This is a genomic window from Saliniramus sp., assembly GCF_035311605.1.
In the GTDB taxonomy this organism is placed as follows: Bacteria; Pseudomonadota; Alphaproteobacteria; order Rhizobiales; family Beijerinckiaceae; genus Saliniramus.
On record NZ_DATGCW010000054.1, the window covers coordinates 1 to 16,388 of the forward strand.

A 16,388-nucleotide genomic window follows, 5' to 3' on the forward strand; every position below is an offset into this window, starting at 1 on the left:
GGAAAGCCGGCGATGATGTCGGCGCCGAACACGAGATCCGGGCGCAGCCGCCGCGCTTCCGCGCAGAAGCGGATTGCATCCGCGCGCAGATGGCGGCGCTTCATGCGCTTGAGGATCATGTCGTCGCCGGCCTGGAGCGAGAGATGCAGATGCGGCATCAGCCGCTCCTCCTCGGCGAGCGCGCGCATCAGATCGTCATCCGCCTCGACGGAATCGATTGAGGAGATGCGCAGCCGTTCGAGCTCGGGCACATGCCGCAGAATGGCGCGCACCAGAGTGCCGAAACGCGGCTCACCCGGCAGATCCTTGCCGTAGCTGGTGATGTCGACCCCGGTCAGCACCGCCTCGCGGGTGCCGTTCTCGACGAGCATGCGGATCTGCTCGACGACGACGCCCATCGGGACCGAGCGCGAATTGCCGCGGCCATAGGGAATGATGCAGAAGGTGCAGCGATGGTCGCAGCCGTTCTGGACCTGCACGAAGGCGCGCGTGCGCCCCTTCATCCCGTCGATCAGATGCGCGGCGGTCTCGCGCACGGCCATGATGTCGTCGACGATGACCTTTTCGCTCTCACCGATACCGAAGGCCTGCAGCTTCTGCCAGGTCCCGGGCTGCATCTTCTCGTGATTGCCCACGACCTGCGCCACTTCCGGCATGGCGGCGAAGGTCCCGGGCTCGACCTGGGCGGCGCAGCCGGTGACGATGATGCGCGCGTCGGGGCGTTCGCGGGCGATGCGGCGGATGCTCTGGCGGGCCTGGCGCGTGGCTTCCGCCGTGACCGCGCAGGTATTGACGATGACGGTGTCCTCGAGGCCGGCCTCGCGGGCCTGACGCTCCATCGCCTCGGACTCGTAGGTGTTGAGCCGGCAGCCGAATGTGACAAGATCGATGCTCATGGGCCGTGTATCGTTACCTCCTGCGGAGCGCGTGGCGGCGGGCGCGTCATGCGATCCTGTGATCCTCGTATCCTGCCGTCCTGCGGGCCTGCCCACAGGTATGCACCGTCTCATACAGCGCCGGCGAAAATCTCCGCCGGAAACCGGTCTTCCCATTCCATCTCCACCGGCCCGGTCATCAGCACGTGGGAATCGCTTTCCCGCCAGGTGATGTCAAGATCGCCGCCGGGCAGGCTCACGAGCGCCTCGCGCCCGGTGAACTTGCGCCGGGCAGCCGCGACGAGTGCCGCGCAAGCGGCCGATCCGCAGGCCAGGGTCAGCCCCGCGCCCCGTTCCCAGACCTTGAGCCGGATGTGACGCGGCGAGAGCACCTGGGCGAGCGAGATATTGGCGCGGTCAGGAAAGATCGGATGGTTTTCCAGCAACGGCCCGAACCGGGCGAGATCATGGGCATCAAGATCATCGACGAAGAAGACCGCATGCGGATTGCCCATATTCACCGCCGAGGGCGAATGCAGGACCGGCGCATCGATCGGCCCCGCCTGCAATTCGATATAGCGGGTATCGGGAAACGGATCACGCAGGGGAATGTCCTGCCAGTCGAATTTCGGCGCGCCCATATCGACGGTAAACGTCGTCTCGTCGCGCATCCATGCTTCCAGCAGGCCTGCGCGGGTCTCGAGCCGCAGGTGGTCACGCGCGAGACCGCCGCTGATGGGCGGATCGACGCAAAGCGCCCAGGCGATGCAGCGCATGCCGTTGCCGCAGGCGCCGGCATCCGAGCCGTCATTGTTCATGATGCGGATGAAGGCGTCAGCGCCCGGCCCGCGCGGATCATGGATGATCATCAACTGGTCGAAGGGCGAACGCGGATGCGCCGCGACGGCGCGCGCCTCCTGCGCCGAGACCGTGATCGCCGTGCCGCGCAGATCAAGCACGACGATCTGGTTCCCCAGCCCGTTCATCTTCAGGAAACGCCGTTCGGCGAGTGCGCTCATGGCTTCGCTTTCGATAAGGTACGACGCTTATATGGGTGATATCGAGGTGAGATGCCATGATTTTCGCGGGAGGAACGTCGGGCGTCGTGCGACGCGTCTTCCGACGGGGGTGAGGCACCTTTCGATTGTATTTATGTAGATTAAATCAGTTTTAATTGCAGGCGCTTGAGGTCTTGCATTGTATCGGATTGGCAATGTCCATCTGTCTGCTGCGAAAACCTGCGGCTCGTGCGTCACTTCAGGACGGTCAGAGCAAATTGACCCAAATCAGAAATCAGCTTCACTAATTATTTCGCTGAGATATCCATTAACTTTACGCAGCGGAAGTGCTGCGCATTCGTCTAAATTTGCGTTATCCATCGCCGATGCTTTTCAAGCAAGTGGTCGTCAGCAGATGAAGGCAGGTGGTGCAATGTTAGAGTTCTGCCGGGACAAACGTGGCGGCGTCGCCATGGTGTTTGCCGTGACGGCGATCCCCCTCTTCGGCATCGCCGGTATCGCCGTGGATTACAGCCGCGCGACCGATGCGCGATCGCAGCTCCAGGCCGTATCCGACGGGCTCGCGCTGCATGTGGCGAATTCCGAGAACCGTCAGAACCCGGAACAGGTCATCGCGGCGTATCTGGCGCAGGTCTCGGGGCAGGGTCGCGCGCCGGATCATCTGGGTTCGATCGCCTCCGAAGGCAGCTGGATCAACCAGAATACCTTCTCGCTCGAACTCTCGGGCGATTTGCGCACGGTAATGGCGCATGTCGTTCCCGGAATCGCCGAATCGATGCATGTCAGCGTACGCACGGATGTGCACATCGATGCGCTGACGCAGCAATACGATCCCCCGGAAATGACCTATCTCAACCCCGATGCGGGGGATTACAACCAGCTTTTCGCCTATTGCTACGACTACGAATCCGCCAACCCCGCCGATCCGCAGGGGCGCGATCGTTATCGCAGCCAGATGACGCTGATTGCCGATAACGAGGGGACGGAATACGATTTCGATTGGCCGCGTTGCGCCGAAGGTGAATCGCTGAGCTTCAGCATGCGCAATCAGCGGCATGTAAGATCGCATCCCGGGCTCCTCGACAATCCGAATCGCCCGCCCTTTGCCCCCGTCTTCGAATATTTCACCGACACGCGGATCGTGAACGGGCGCGAGATCTTCGACATCATCCGCGTTGCCGAAGACATCCCGGGCGCGTGGAACCGATGGTTCCGTCCGGGCCAGATCGATCAGGGCTTCGACATGCTGGAGACCGTGCGCTGCGAAAGCCTGGACGAATGTGTCGGCGAAAGCGATGGCGGCATCCTGCCTGAAGGCAAGCATCGCGCGCCGCAGGTCGAGGATCGCGGCTGCACGCCGGGATCCTACATGTATTTCGGCTGGGAAGATCGCCCGCCCGGTCAGCCGGGGCCAAACCATAACTGGCTCCAGCCCGGCTGGACCGACCGCAGCTACGACGATATCCGCATCGTGATGAAATGTCCGGATTCCGGTGAGATCGGCTCGCGCAACGTGCGAATCATTCGTTGAGCGCCTGATCCAGGAACCGCGCAACATGGATCGCCTCACGCGCCACGCCGTCACCGATCTGGTGGCGGCAGGATGTGCCATCGGCGAGGATGACGGCATCGGGTTCGGCTTCGCGGAGTGCCGGGAAGAGCGAGAGCTCTCCCATGGCGAGCGAGGAATCGATGGTGCGTGCATCATAGCCGAAGGCGCCGGCCATACCGCAGCAGCTGGATTCGATCGTCTCCAACTTGAGGCCGGGCACCACCCGCAGCAGCGTCTCCACGGGGCCGAATGCTTCGAAGCTCTTTTGATGACAATGCCCGTGCAGATAGGCCTTGCGCCCGCCCTGATCGGCGAAGGCGAGGTCGATCACACCGGCCTCCTGATCGGCGGCGAGCGCTTCCTCGAAAAGGAAGGTGGCGTCGGAGAGCGCCTGCGTCGCCTCGTGGGGCAACAGCGCGTGAAATTCGTCGCGCAGGGTGAGCAGGCAGGAGGGTTCGAGCCCGATCACGCGCGCACCGCGCTCGACGAAGGGGATCAGCGCATCCCGGGTTCGCCGCGCTTCCAAACGCGCCTCGTCGACCTGTCCGGCTGCGAGGAAGGTGCGCCCGCAACATAGCGGACGGCCGCGATCCGCCGGTGCGACCCGGTGCAGGCGATAGCCGGCCCGCGCCAGCACGCGGGCGGCGGCGGCGAGGTTTTCCGGTTCGAAATAGCGGTTGAAGGTATCACCGAAGAGCACCACGTCCCGCCCGTCCCCGATCACATCCTGCGGCGATGATGGCGCGCGCCTCTCCGCCCAGGGCTTGCGCCAGACGGGGAGCGAGCGGCGGGCGGAGAAGCCCGCGATCTTCTCGGACAGGGTCGCAAGGCCCGCCACCCTGTCGCGCAGGTTCACGAGCCCGCGCAGCCGCGAAGCGAGCGGCGCATAACGCGGGAGCCAGGCGATGAGCCGTTCCTTCAGCGGCAGGCCGTGGCGCGCGTGATAGTGGCTGAGGAATTCGATCTTCATCCGCGCCATGTCGACGCCGGTGGGGCATTCGTGGCGGCACGCCTTGCAGGAGACGCACAGATCCATCGTCGCCTTCATGGCGGGATCGGTGAAGGCGTCTTCGCCGAGCTGGCCGGTCATGGCGAGGCGCAGCGTATTCGCGCGCCCGCGCGTCACATGCACCTCGCTCCCGGTGACGCGAAAACTCGGACACATCGCCCCGCCGACGCGCTTGCGGCAGGTGCCGTTGTTGTTGCACATCTCCACGGCGGCGAGCATGCCGCCGTGATCGCTCCAGTCGAGGGCGGTCTCGCGCGGCGCGGCCTGCGCGTAGCCGGGCGGGTAGCGCAGCTGGTCGCGATCGTCGAAGGTGAGCGGGCGCACGATCTTGCCGGGATTGAGACGGCCTTGCGGATCGAAGGCGTTCTTCACCGCCTCGAAGGCGCGCACCATGCGGGTGCCGAACATTGCCTCATGAAATTCCGAGCGCGAGATCCCGTCGCCATGCTCGCCGGAATGCGAACCCTCGAACCGGCGCACCTCTTCGAAGGTCTCCTCGGCAATGGCGCGCATGGCCCGCACGCCGTCATCCGTCTTCATATTGAGGATCGGGCGCACATGCAGGCAGCCGACGGAGGCATGCGCATACCAGGTGCCGCGCGTGCCGTGTTTCTCGAAAATCGCCGTGACACGGTCGGTGTAATCGGCGAGATGCGTGAGCGGCACGGCGCAATCCTCGATGAAGGAGACCGGCTTGCCATCTCCCTTCATCGACATCATGATATTCAGGCAGGCCTCGCGCACGCCCCAGACCTGTTTCTGCGCGCCCGCATCGATGACCTCCACCACGGCATCGGGGTAGCCGTGATCGGCCATGCACTGGTCGAGGCGCGCGAGATCATCACGCAGGGCGTCCATGCTCTCGCCGGCGAATTCGACCAGCAGCAGGCAATCGGGCTGACCCCTGGTGATCTGCGCCAGGGTGCGGCGAAAGATATCGATATCGGCGCCGAGTTCGAGCACGTTGCGGTCGACAAGCTCCACCGCAACGGGCCCGAGCTCGACGAGATGACGCGTCGTCTCCATCGCCGCGCGAAAGCTCGGGAAATGGCACACGCCCATCACGCGATATTGCGGAAGGGGCGAGAGCGCGAGCGTCACCGCGCGCGAAATCGCGAGCGTGCCTTCCGAGCCGACGAGCAGATGCGCGAGATTCGGCACAGGTGCAAGCAGCGCATCGAGATTGTAGCCGCCCACGCGCCGCTGCACCTGCGGAAAGCGCGCCTCGATCTCGGCGCGCTCGGCATGAGCGAGCCCGACCAGTGAGGTCGCGAGCTTGCGCGCATCCGGCGAACCGGTGACGCCGCCGTCATCGCCACTCATCGCGCCGTAGCGGAAGGCCTCGCCATGGTGGAACCAGCCGTCGACGGCGAGCACATTGTCGACCATCTTGCCGTAGCGGATCGAGCGCGCGCCACAGGAGTTGTTGCCGGTCATGCCGCCGATGGTGCAGCGTGAGGCGGTGGAGGGCTCCACCGGGAAGAACAGCCCGTCCGCTCTCAGCTGCGCATTGAGCCGCTCGAGCACCATGCCCGGCTCGACGCGGATGGTGCGCGCCTGCGGGTCGTAATCCAGCACCCGGTCGAGGTGGCGCGCGCAATCGATGACGAGCCCCTCGCCGATCGGCTGTCCGTTCTGCGAAGTGCCGCCGCCGCGCGCGATCACCGGCACGCCTTCCTCCCGCGCGATGGTCAGCGCGGCTTCGAGATCCTCGGCATTCTCCGGCATGACCACGCCCATGGGCATGATCTGGTAGATCGAGGCATCGGTGGCATAGCGTCCGCGCGTGAACGCATCGAAGCGCACCTCGCCCTGCATGGCGCGCCGCAGCTTGCGCTCCAGCGCGACATCGCGGCTGGTCACCTTCGCGGCCCGTTGCGCCGTAACGGATGCTGTCGCGTTGCCGGAAACCATGCCGAACCCCTTCGCCCGTTTTCGCATCGCCGCGCGAAACCCGTCAACTGCATAAACCCGCAACGCCCCGGAAGCGAGGGCGGCGTCGCGCATGTCGGTTTGCGGCGCATCGTGCGGGTCGAAACGCCGCGTGGCGCGCCTGAAACGGATCTTTAACGCAAGCCGGCGTAGCATACTTCCATGCGCTGCTGTCTGGTCGGCAGCGGGCGTCGGAGTAGAAGCCATGTCCCACGATTCCGGGCCATATCCTGATCGTTTCGATCAGCATCGCCGGTCGCATTCCGCTCAGGCCCGCGTCGCGACCTTGCGCAATCTCGCCGACAGCGCCGGTGCGGCTTTCGGCTGGGACGAGGATGCCGAGGCACGGCTCGATCGCACATTGCGGCTGCATGCGGCACGCGGGGCCCTGGCCTGGACGCTCTGCTGCATCGGGCTCGTCATACTCGCCTATTCGGTGACGGGCTGAGCCCGGTTACGGCAAAGACCTCTGGAACCTGCAGGCATACGCGCCATATCATCGATGCGAAAACGCGATAGCGGGGAGCCTCGATCATGGTTGCAGACAGGCGCGGGCGGAAGGCGGTCAACCGCCGGGAGCTTCTGGGGGGCGGTATTCTGGCGGGCTGTGCCGTGCTTGCCGGCGCGCGCGGTTCCGTTCTCGCCGAACCCGCATTGTCCGGGCCGGGGATGTCGCGACGGAACGCACACAGTTTCTCCTTCGAGACGATCAATGGCGACAGGCTGGATCTGCGGCGGTTTCGCGGACGCCCGATCCTCGTGGTGAATACCGCCTCGCGGTGCGGTTTCACGGCGCAATACGAGGGCCTGCAGAATCTCCATGCCCGCTATCGCGATGACGGGCTCGTCGTGATCGGCGTGCCATCGAATGATTTTCGCCAGGAACTCGCCTCCAATGCGGATGTCGCGGCCTTCTGTGAGGCTCGGTTCGGCATCGATTTCCCGCTCATGGCGATCAGCCGGGTCACCGGCGCCGAGGCGCACCCCTTCTATCGATGGGCCCGGGAGGCCCGTCCCGGCGAGACGCCACGCTGGAATTTTCACAAATACCTGATCGCTCCCGACGGCGACATCGCCGCCGTCTTCGCGACGACGACGGTACCGGAACATCCGCACGTGATCACGGCGATCGAGGCATTGCTGCGCGGGTGACACGAGTCCCTTTCACGCAGACCGGAATCTCGGCTATATCACCCTCGGGTCATGCATCATGGCGTTTGTGATCATCGCAGGGTAGTGTGGAGTGATGAAGGGGAACATGCGTCTCACGGCTATGGAACGGGTCTATGACGAGATCCGCTCGGCGATCATCTCGGGTGCCTTTCCGGTCGGTTCACGGATCACCGAGGAAATGCTGGCCGAACGGCTCTCCGTCAGCCGGACGCCGGTCCGCGCGGCCCTGCAAAGGCTGGCGAGTGACGGCTTCATCGACATGGCCTCCCATATCGGCGCCGTGGTCAAGGCCTGGAGTCCGGAGGAGGCGCGCCAGATCTACGAGGTTCGCGCGCGACTCGAAGCGATGGGCGCCCGTCTCGCTGCCCGCAATGCCGGCAAGGCGGATACGATGCGCCTGTCACGCATGGCCGAAGCCATCGCACGCGAAGGGGTGACCGGCGAAGGCGGGACCCGGCGTTCGGAGCGTAACCGCGCCTTCCATCTGTTGATTCTCGAACTGAGTGGCAACAGCCACCTCTACCGCACGGCAGCCAATCTCATGCATGTCGGTTTTCTGGTTCAGGCCTATGCCAGTTTCGGGGATCGCGATGCCCAGCGCAGCGATTTCGACCATTTCGATCTCGTCACCGCCATCGGGTCCCGGGATGCGGGTTGGGCCGAAGCGGTGATGCATGCGCATATCATGGCCGCGAGCAACGTCTTCGTCACCGCCGAGCAAGCGGGCAGCGAAGACCTGAAAGAGCCGGCGAATGAGCCGGGCGCGAAAGCCGGGAAGCAAACCGATCGCAATCTGCGGGCCGGCTGAGCCGGCTCGTGGTCATTGCCCCCGAAAACGCGGCTTGCGCTTGGCGAGGAAGGCCTCCATGCCCTCGCGGAAATCATCGCTGAGATAGCAACGCAGGATCAGATCGTCATCGGCTCCGGGCACGGCCGGGCCGGCCCGCAGCCGCGCCAAAGCATCCTTGGTGGCAGAAAGCGTCAGTGGAGCGTTTTGCGCGATTCGCGCGGCGAGCGCCTCGGCGCGAGCTTTGAGCGCGGCGTGATCGGGCAGGATCTGCGTGACGAACCCTGCCGCGATTGCCTGATCTGCATCCATCAATTCGGATGAATAGAGGATCTGCTTGGTGCGCGCCTCACCGATCAATGCCACCACACGCGCGATGGTGCGCACCGAGAGGCAATTGCCCAGCGTGCGCGCGATGGGGAAACCGAAGCGCATATCGGCGCTCGCGATGCGGATGTCGCAGCAGGATGCGATCGCCGCGCCCCCGCCCGTCACCGCCCCGGTGATCACGGCGATAGTCGGCACGCGGCAGGTCTCCAGCGTGGAAAAGACCCGGTCCATATGTTCTTCATAGGCGAGCGCGTCGTCGCGCCCGGACATGTTCCGGAACTGGGATATATCGGTGCCGGCTGCGAAGGCCTGGCCGCCCGCGCCCGAGAGCAGCATCACCCGGATGGCGGGATCGGCATTCACAGCCTCGCAGATCTCCACCAGCCGGTCATACATGGCATAGGTGAAGGCGTTCATCGCCCGGGGCCGGTTGAATACCACCCGGGCGATGCCGTCTGCGACGGTGAAGAGCATTTCGGGATCGGTGGCGCCGGGCGAAAGCATGCTCATCGCTTTCTCAGCCGATCTTCGCGCGCCCGCCGGCTTCCAGGTCATCCGCGTCCCTGCCAGCCGCGTCCCTGCCATCCGCATCCCGACCGAGCGCGGCGAAGACCTTCGCCACGATCGCATCGGCATCGAGCCCGGCCTGCGCATACATGGCGTCGGGCTTGTCCTGGTCGATGAAGCTATCCGGCAGCACCATCGGGCGGACCTTGAGGCCGGCATCGAGGGCACCGTTCTCGGCCAGGCAATGCAGCACGAAGGAGCCGAACCCGCCGATCGAGCCTTCCTCCACGGTGATCAGCACCTCGTGTTCGCGGGCGAGCCGCAGCACGAGTTCCTCGTCGAGCGGTTTGGCGAAACGGGCATCGGCGACGGTGGTGGACAGCCCGCGTGCATCGAGGTCTTCTGCCGCGCTCAGGGCTTCCTTCAGGCGCGTGCCGAGCGACAGGATCGCGATGCGGCTGCCCTGCTTGACGATCCGCCCCTTGCCGATTTCGAGCGGCACGCCCTTCTCCGGCATGTCGACACCGACCCCCTCTCCGCGGGGATAACGCAAGGCGATCGGGCCCGTATCATGCGCCACGGCGGTAGCGACCATATGTACGAGCTCGGCCTCGTCGGCGGCGGCCATGATGGTGAAATTGGGCAGGCAGCCGAGATAGGCGATGTCGAAGGAACCGGCATGGGTCGGCCCGTCTGCGCCCACGAGACCGGCCCGGTCAAGGGCGAAGCGCACCGGCAGGTTCTGGATCGCGACATCATGCACGATCTGGTCATAGGCGCGTTGCAGGAAGGTGGAATAGATCGCGCAGAACGGCCTGTAGCCCTCCGTCGCCAGCCCGGCGGCGAACGTCACGGCATGCTGCTCGGCAATGCCGACATCGTAGGTGCGCCCAGGGAAGGCCTTGGCGAACATGTCGACGCCCGTACCCGACGGCATGGCGGCGGTGATCGCCACGATCTTGTCATCGGCCTCGGCCTCCCGGATCAGGCTCTCGCCGAACACCTTTGTGTAGGCTGGGGCATTCGCCTTGGGCTTGGACTGCGTGCCCGTTACCACGTCGAACTTGACCACGCCGTGATACTTGTCGGCGGAGGCTTCCGCCGGCGCGTATCCCTTGCCTTTCTGCGTCACCACATGCACCAGGATCGGGCCGGTCTCCATATCGCGGACATTCTTGAGCACGGGCAGGAGATGATCGAGATTGTGCCCGTCGATCGGCCCCACATAATAGAAGCCCATCTCCTCGAACATGGTGCCGCCGGTCCAGAACCCGCGCGCATATTCCTCGGCCTTGGCCGCCTTCTCGCTGAAGAATTTGGGCAGGCGGCGGGTGAGCTGCTTGGCGGTCTCGCGGATCGAGCGATAGGTGCGCCCGGAGACGAGCCGCGCGAGATAGGCCGACATGGCGCCCACGGGGGGCGCGATCGACATGTCATTGTCGTTGAGGATGACGATCAGGCGCGAATGCATGGCGCCGGCATTGTTCATCGCCTCATAGGCCATGCCTGCCGACATCGCGCCGTCGCCGATCACCGCCACGACATTGTTCTTGCGCCCGTCCAGATCGCGCCCCACCGCCATGCCGAGGCCGGCGGAAATCGAAGTGGAGGAATGCGCCGCGCCGAACGGGTCGTATGCGCTCTCCGCCCGCTTGGTGAAGCCGGAGAGGCCGCCACCCGTGCGCAGGGTGCGGATGCGATCGCGGCGTCCGGTCAGGATCTTGTGCGGATAGGCCTGATGGCCGACATCCCAGATCAGCCGGTCGTCGGGGGTGTCGAAGACGTGATGCAGGGCCACCGTCAGTTCGATCACGCCGAGCCCGGCGCCGAGATGCCCGCCGGTGACGGAGACGGCATCGATCGTCTCCGAACGCAGTTCGTCGGCGACCTGCCGCAGCTTGTCTTCGGACAGGCCGCGCAGGTCGCGCGGGTCGCGGATCGTATCGAGGAGCGGAGTTTCGACAGGCATGAGACCACCATTCTTCACAAGCCGACCGGCAGGCCATAAGGGCCGATCGTCCCCGCAATGCCCGGCGCCGCAGAGCGACCCGCGCCTTCGAGGGTGACGCAAGACTTAGCCGCGCAAGGTGATGACGTCAAAGTCTGTATGACATACGGTTGTCGATCCGGATCGGACGTGTCCGCCTGTGTGCCTGCGCCGGTTTTTGCCGGCGAAGGTTCACGATTCCCGGCCCGCCTCCTCGATGAAGGCCGCCAGCGCTTCGGGATTCATGGGGCGGGCGAAATAATATCCCTGCACTGCGAAAAGCTCTTCATCCGCCAGGGCATCGCATTCTTCGCGCGTCTCGATCCCCTCTGCGATACAGGCGATTCCGAGGCTTGCGACGAGGTTGCGCACGGCGGAGAAGATCGCCGTCACGCGCGGCTGTGTGCCGATGCCGGTGACCAGCTTGCGGTCGATCTTGACGATGTCCGCCGGCAGACGCGCGAGTTCGCCGAGCGAGGAATAGCCGGCGCCGAAATCATCCAGCGCGATCTTCATCCCCTCCGCCTGTAGTCGCCGGAGCGCCTCGACCGCTTCCTGCGAACACATCGAGGTCTCGGTGACCTCCAGAACGAGATGGTGATAGGGCAGGCCATGCGCATCCAGCGCAGAGCGGGCCACGGCGGATATGCTGCGCCGGGCGAGCGCCGCCGCATCGAGATTGACGCTGACGAAATCGATCTTGCCCTCTCGGATGAGCGGCGCCGCGACGCGCAGGGCGAGATCGATCATGGTCGTGGTCAGCAGGAAGATCTGCCCGGCTTCCACGGCGGCGGGAATGAAGCGGGCCGGGCTGACGGGGCCGTGGGTCGGGCTTTCGAACCGTGCAAGCGCCTCGAGACCGCGCACGCGCCCCGTCCGGATGTCAACGAGGGGCTGGAACACGGCCTTGATCTCGCCGCGCGCGAGTGCCGGGCCGATTTCCAGCATCAGTTCCGCGTGTGACGGGCCGGAATCCGGGCCGGTCGGCGCGCCGAAGACGATCCGCCTGCGGCTGTCGCCTCTGGCCTCCCGCAGCGCCCGCATGGCGATTGCCGGTGCCTCGGCGGGAGGCGCTTCGGGGCAAAATGCCGTCCCGATACGGATGAGCGGCGTATGCTGGTAACCATTGATCTCCACCGACTTGCGCCCCATTTCGATGATGCCGTGCGCGAGCAGGCGCAGGGCTTCCGGTGAATCACGGCGTGCCACCAGCATCAGCGTGTCGTCGTCATAGCGCCCGAGATGATCCGTACGGGTGAGCGCCGGGCCGATATTCTCGCGCATCAGCCGATCGAGGGCGACCGCAGCCCCCGCCCCGTGGCGCGCGGCTACGGCTTCGCGTTGTTTCACGGCGATCAGCATCACGGCCACGTGTGCCTGTGGCGCCGCCGCCGTGATGCGCCGCAGGCGCGCCTCCAGGGCACTGCGCGTCATCAGCCCGGTTTCGCTCTCGTGCTGGCCGAGAAAGGCGACATGCTCCTCGGTGATGCGTAAAAGCGCGCTCACCAGGCTGCGGCGCAAAAGCTCCGCCATGCGCGCATCGACATCGTTCCAGCGCTTGCTTTGTCCGCGCACCACCTCGATCCAGGCCGCGAAGGAGCGGCGCGGGCCGAGCTTTCCGGAGGCCTCGTCGATATGGACGGGATGGTTGGGGTCGCCGCCCCAGGCGACTTCCTGCGTGCGCTCCGGCCGGAAGAAGACGAGACCGTCGAGCGGGGTGTTCGGGGTCGGTATGACGTAAGCCCCCGATGCGACCAGTTGCGCGGATTCGAAGCGCGGATCGGCCTGCGGCAGGCAATGCGTGCCGCCGTGATGCTGGCCCTGCCCGATCTGTTTCTGCGCCATGGCCTGAAGGATTGCCTTGCAGTCGCGCTCGGGCGGCGTCTCGCCGAGCCGCAGGGCCGAGCCGCCGAAGCTGCAATAGGCCCCGCCGGCCTGCATGACGGCGAGCAGTTCCGGCGCGACCGCCTTCAACGCGTCGCTCAGACGCACGGCTTCATCCAGGGCCGTCTCGACCTTGCGCATCGCATCGGCGCGCTGCCCCATGGCCCGTTGATGGTCGACCGCATCGCGCGTGGCGATCATCTCGGACAGGCTCTGGCCGAGCATGTCGCACAATCCCCGCAAGGTGCTGTCGACCATGCGCGGCACGTCGTGATGGCACACGACCATGCCCCAGAGCGCGCCGTCGAGGATCAGCGAGACGACGAGCGTGGCGCGCACGCCCATATTGTCGAGATAGGCCAGATGATAGGGCGAGACCGCGCGCAGAACGGCATAGGTCATGTCCAGCCCCTTGCCGGACGCGCGTTTCGCATCGCCCACTGATGAACCCGCGATGAAATCGGTTCCGTGCAGGGTCAGCGTCGGGGCGTGTATATCGGGGATCATCCGCACCCGCTGCAGCAGATACATCCGGCGCGCCTGGCTGGGGATATCGCTCGCCGGGTAATGCAGCCCGAGAAAGGATTCGCGCTGCGGGTCGCAGGCTTCGGCCACGACGGCGCCGTGGTTGTCTTCATCGAAGCGATAGACCATCACCCGGTCATAGCCGGTGAGCGCGCGCCACTCCCGTGCCGTCGCGGCGAGCAGCTCGTCGAGCCCCCCGGTCGCGCGCAGGCGCGCCAGTGCGGCCTGCGCGGCGGAGACGCTCTGTGCGGCCACGAGCGCCGCCCCCGCAGGCAGCAATTCGACCACGGCCAGGTCGTCGATCTGATGCACCACGGCATCGTTCACGTGATTGTCGAACCGCGCCACAGAGGTGAAATTCGTTGGTGCATAATGCTCGCAGGAGAGCATCTCCATGATCCGGGCGATTGCCGGGGCGGGCAGGAGATCCGCGAGCATGCATCCGGGTACCGGATCGCGCCCCAGCCAGGCGCCGGCATTCTCCGACCAGTAATGCAGCCGTCCGTCCGTCGGATCGAAGGCCAGCAGGGCGCCGAAGGACTGGACGCGTCCGGGAAAGGTGATCGGCTCGGCTTCGCAGATGGCGATATGGCGCTCCAGCGCCTCCCGATCTCCGAGCGGCGGGACCATGGCGGCGCGATTGTCGCGTTCAGGCATGGTACGAAGCCTCCGGTATGTTCTGTTCGACCATTGCATCAAGGATCGTCAGGGCCACGCAGAAGGTCGTACAGGCGCCTGCAAGCACATCGACCTGCATTTGCGCATGCTCGAGACCCCACAGATCGATCGCCCTGCGCATGCCGCGCCAGCGCTGTTGCATCGCCGCACCCGCCAAAGCCAGGCCTTCCATGCGCTGCTGTTCCTCCGGCCAGGACGGGGCGGCACTGCGCAGGGCGGGGCGCAACCCCAATGCGGCACCGCAGATCGTGTAGGCACTGCCAATCGCCTCGGCGCGATTGATGAGGGTGAAACGTGCCAGCGGCAAAGGGATGGGAGGCGTGGATGCGTCGTCGGCGGCGCTGATCGCAACTTCGTGTTCGGCCATGGCGCGGGCGAGAACACGCGGTACGTTGTCCGCTTCGCGGTTGCCTGTCGCTGCTGCGTGCCAGGTGAGCAGCATCCGCGTCATCATGGTGAGATGCGTGGCGATCCTTTCGGGTGCCAGCCGGCTCAGCGTGTCGAAGCGTTCCTCGGAAACGTCATGCAGGCTTCGCGTGACACGCCGCAGAGAAAGACTGAGCTGTTCGGACTTTCCGCGAACTGATAAGTTCGGCATTTACCATTCTTATATTTATGATTGCACTTATGGTTTCACTGTCCTTCAAATTACATGTTCGCCTGCGGATGGCGCAATCGGTTTTTATGGCACACGTGCGCAAATTAACGTCAACGCAGCCCAGCGCAGCGAGGATGATGCATGATTGCCGCTCACGTGTCCCCGCGCCGGCTCATGAAGGCGTCGATCACGTCCTTGAAGCGATGCGCGTCCGAATCGAGTGAGGCCGAGACATCCTTGATCGCAACGGCCGCCTGTCCGGTCTGATGCGCCGCGTCGGAAACGCCGGTCATGTTGCTCGTCACCTCGCGAATCGCCGCCGATTGCTCTTCCACTGCGGCCGCGATCTGGCTCGAGGCGCCGCGCAGGGTATCGACGTCGCTGACTATGGCGCCGATCGCCTCTGCGGTTGATCCTGAAACCGACTGGATCGTCTCGATCTGCGCCTTGATCTGGCTGGTCGCCTGGGCGGTCTGATCGGCCAGCGCCTTGACCTCTGCCGCGACGACGGCGAAGCCCTTGCCGGCCTCGCCCGCTCGGGCGGCTTCAATCGTGGCGTTCAGTGCCAGCAGGTTGGTCTGGGCGGCGATGGTCGCGATGACCTCGGTGATGGAGCCGATCTGCTGCGAAACCCGGGCCAGCTCGCGCACCATGTCGTCGGCGGCACCGGCGCGCTGGCTGGCCGAGCCTGAGAGATCCGCGGCAGAGGCCGCCTGGCTGGCGATTTCACTGATCGAGGCCGAGAGCTCCTCCGTCGCCGCCGAGACGGTGCCGGCCATGGCCTGGGCATGGCGGGCGATCTCGGTCATTTCGGCGGCGGAGCTGGCGAGCTCCGAGGCGGTTCCTGTCATGGTGGTGCAGGTCTCGGTGACGCTCTCGGCCACCCGCACCTCCTCCGTCACGACGTTCCAGGTCAGCATCGGGCCGAGATAGCGCCGCTCTCCGGACATGATGGCCGAGACGCGCAGGTTGAGGACTTCCGGGCCGACGCGGATATTGCTGTTGATCGGCAGGTTGGCCGGATCGGCGAGGATGGAGCGCTGATGCGTCGGGCGCTTGTGGAAGATGTCGATATTCTGCCCCAGCAGATCCTTCGCCCTGATCGGCAGGTGCTCCTCGATTCTCGACAGGGTCTCGATGCTGGTGGTGTTGACGTAATTGATGGTGAAATTCTCGGGATCACAGGTCATCACGTTGATCGGCATCCGGTCGATCATCTGCATGAGCCGCGCGACATCATCCTGCTGGCGACGCTTTTCCGTCGCGATCGACCAGGTCAGCACGGCATGTGTATAGGCGCCGCGCGCATCGATCAGAGGCGAGATGGCGAGATCGAGATATTCGTCACCCAGCCTGATCTGGGCATTATGCGGCAGGTTCTTCGGATCAGACAGGATGCGCCGCTGATGGGCGGGATTTTTATGGAAGACGTCGATCGACGTGCCGATGATCTTCTCGGGGTCGATATTCAGCAGATGACCGATCCGCCCCAGCAGGGTGCGCGTTTCCGGATTGGCGTAGACGACCTCGAA

12 protein-coding genes are annotated in these 16,388 nt (G+C 65.1%); 4 read left to right on the top strand and 8 right to left on the bottom strand.

The window, feature by feature from the left end:
* Together VKP01_RS02660 and dapF are read right to left on the bottom strand one after the other, a co-directional pair.
* Positions 1-896, bottom strand: an 896-nt coding sequence (locus VKP01_RS02660) for a MiaB/RimO family radical SAM methylthiotransferase (protein ID WP_324410085.1), incomplete at its 3' end; no start/stop codon positions are given.
* Positions 897-1,006: 110 nt separating this feature from the next.
* Positions 1,007-1,894 (bottom strand): diaminopimelate epimerase, encoded by an 888-nt coding sequence (gene dapF / locus VKP01_RS02665; RefSeq protein ID WP_324410086.1) that lies wholly within the window; start codon positions 1,892-1,894, stop codon positions 1,007-1,009.
* 412 nt (positions 1,895-2,306) lie between these two features.
* On the opposite strand from dapF, the gene VKP01_RS02670 reads away from it, so the two are divergent.
* Positions 2,307-3,425 (top strand): TadE/TadG family type IV pilus assembly protein, encoded by a 1,119-nt coding sequence (locus VKP01_RS02670; protein WP_324410087.1) that lies wholly within the window; start codon positions 2,307-2,309, stop codon positions 3,423-3,425.
* On the opposite strand, the gene VKP01_RS02675 is transcribed toward VKP01_RS02670, so the two are convergent.
* Positions 3,415-6,369, bottom strand: coding sequence for an FAD-binding and (Fe-S)-binding domain-containing protein (locus tag VKP01_RS02675; RefSeq protein WP_414706498.1), 2,955 nt, complete (start codon positions 6,367-6,369; stop codon positions 3,415-3,417). The genes VKP01_RS02670 and VKP01_RS02675 overlap by 11 nt on opposite strands.
* Positions 6,370-6,592: 223 nt before the next feature.
* On the opposite strand from VKP01_RS02675, the gene VKP01_RS02680 reads away from it, so the two are divergent.
* The 3 genes from VKP01_RS02680 to VKP01_RS02690 all read left to right on the top strand — a co-directional run bounded on the left by VKP01_RS02680 (position 6,593) and on the right by VKP01_RS02690 (position 8,368).
* A complete protein-coding gene (locus tag VKP01_RS02680; protein ID WP_324410088.1) occupies positions 6,593-6,835 on the top strand; it encodes a hypothetical protein in 243 nt (80 codons plus the stop codon).
* An 86-nt stretch (positions 6,836-6,921) separates the two neighbouring features.
* On the top strand, positions 6,922-7,539 hold the full coding sequence (locus VKP01_RS02685) for a glutathione peroxidase (RefSeq protein WP_324410089.1): 618 nt from the start codon (positions 6,922-6,924) through the stop codon (positions 7,537-7,539).
* 106 nt (positions 7,540-7,645) lie between these two features.
* A complete protein-coding gene (locus VKP01_RS02690) occupies positions 7,646-8,368 on the top strand; it encodes a GntR family transcriptional regulator (RefSeq protein ID WP_324410090.1) in 723 nt (240 codons plus the stop codon).
* Between the two features lie 12 nt (positions 8,369-8,380).
* Here the strand turns inward: VKP01_RS02690 and VKP01_RS02695 are convergent, their stop codons facing one another.
* From VKP01_RS02695 to VKP01_RS02715, 5 genes are all read right to left on the bottom strand, one after another.
* Positions 8,381-9,181, bottom strand: coding sequence for an enoyl-CoA hydratase (locus tag VKP01_RS02695; protein ID WP_324410096.1), 801 nt, complete (start codon positions 9,179-9,181; stop codon positions 8,381-8,383).
* 13 nt (positions 9,182-9,194) lie between these two features.
* Positions 9,195-11,153, bottom strand: a complete 1,959-nt coding sequence (dxs, locus tag VKP01_RS02700; protein ID WP_324410091.1) for a 1-deoxy-D-xylulose-5-phosphate synthase — start codon at positions 11,151-11,153, stop codon at positions 9,195-9,197.
* 210 nt (positions 11,154-11,363) lie between these two features.
* The gene (locus tag VKP01_RS02705) at positions 11,364-14,237 is read right to left on the bottom strand and encodes an EAL domain-containing protein (RefSeq protein WP_324410092.1); all 2,874 of its coding nucleotides are present in this window, start codon (positions 14,235-14,237) and stop codon (positions 11,364-11,366) included.
* A complete protein-coding gene (locus VKP01_RS02710; protein ID WP_324410093.1) occupies positions 14,230-14,856 on the bottom strand; it encodes a hypothetical protein in 627 nt (208 codons plus the stop codon). The genes VKP01_RS02705 and VKP01_RS02710 overlap by 8 nt, the downstream gene beginning before the upstream one ends.
* Positions 14,857-15,008: 152 nt before the next feature.
* Positions 15,009-16,388: methyl-accepting chemotaxis protein (locus VKP01_RS02715; protein WP_324410094.1), on the bottom strand; the 1,380-nt coding region annotated here is incomplete at its 5' end.

Coding starts and splice junctions, on each gene's coding strand:
- dapF (WP_324410086.1), bottom strand. CDS start 1,894: ATGAGCGCACTCGCCGAACGGCGTTTCCTGAAGATGAACGGGCTGGGG.
- dxs (WP_324410091.1), bottom strand. CDS start 11,153: ATGCCTGTCGAAACTCCGCTCCTCGATACGATCCGCGACCCGCGCGAC.
- VKP01_RS02680 (WP_324410088.1), top strand. CDS start 6,593: ATGTCCCACGATTCCGGGCCATATCCTGATCGTTTCGATCAGCATCGC.
- VKP01_RS02675 (WP_414706498.1), bottom strand. CDS start 6,369: ATGGTTTCCGGCAACGCGACAGCATCCGTTACGGCGCAACGGGCCGCG.
- VKP01_RS02695 (WP_324410096.1), bottom strand. CDS start 9,181: ATGCTTTCGCCCGGCGCCACCGATCCCGAAATGCTCTTCACCGTCGCA.
- VKP01_RS02685 (WP_324410089.1), top strand. CDS start 6,922: ATGGTTGCAGACAGGCGCGGGCGGAAGGCGGTCAACCGCCGGGAGCTT.
- VKP01_RS02690 (WP_324410090.1), top strand. CDS start 7,646: ATGCGTCTCACGGCTATGGAACGGGTCTATGACGAGATCCGCTCGGCG.
- VKP01_RS02705 (WP_324410092.1), bottom strand. CDS start 14,237: ATGCCTGAACGCGACAATCGCGCCGCCATGGTCCCGCCGCTCGGAGAT.
- VKP01_RS02710 (WP_324410093.1), bottom strand. CDS start 14,856: ATGCCGAACTTATCAGTTCGCGGAAAGTCCGAACAGCTCAGTCTTTCT.
- VKP01_RS02670 (WP_324410087.1), top strand. CDS start 2,307: ATGTTAGAGTTCTGCCGGGACAAACGTGGCGGCGTCGCCATGGTGTTT.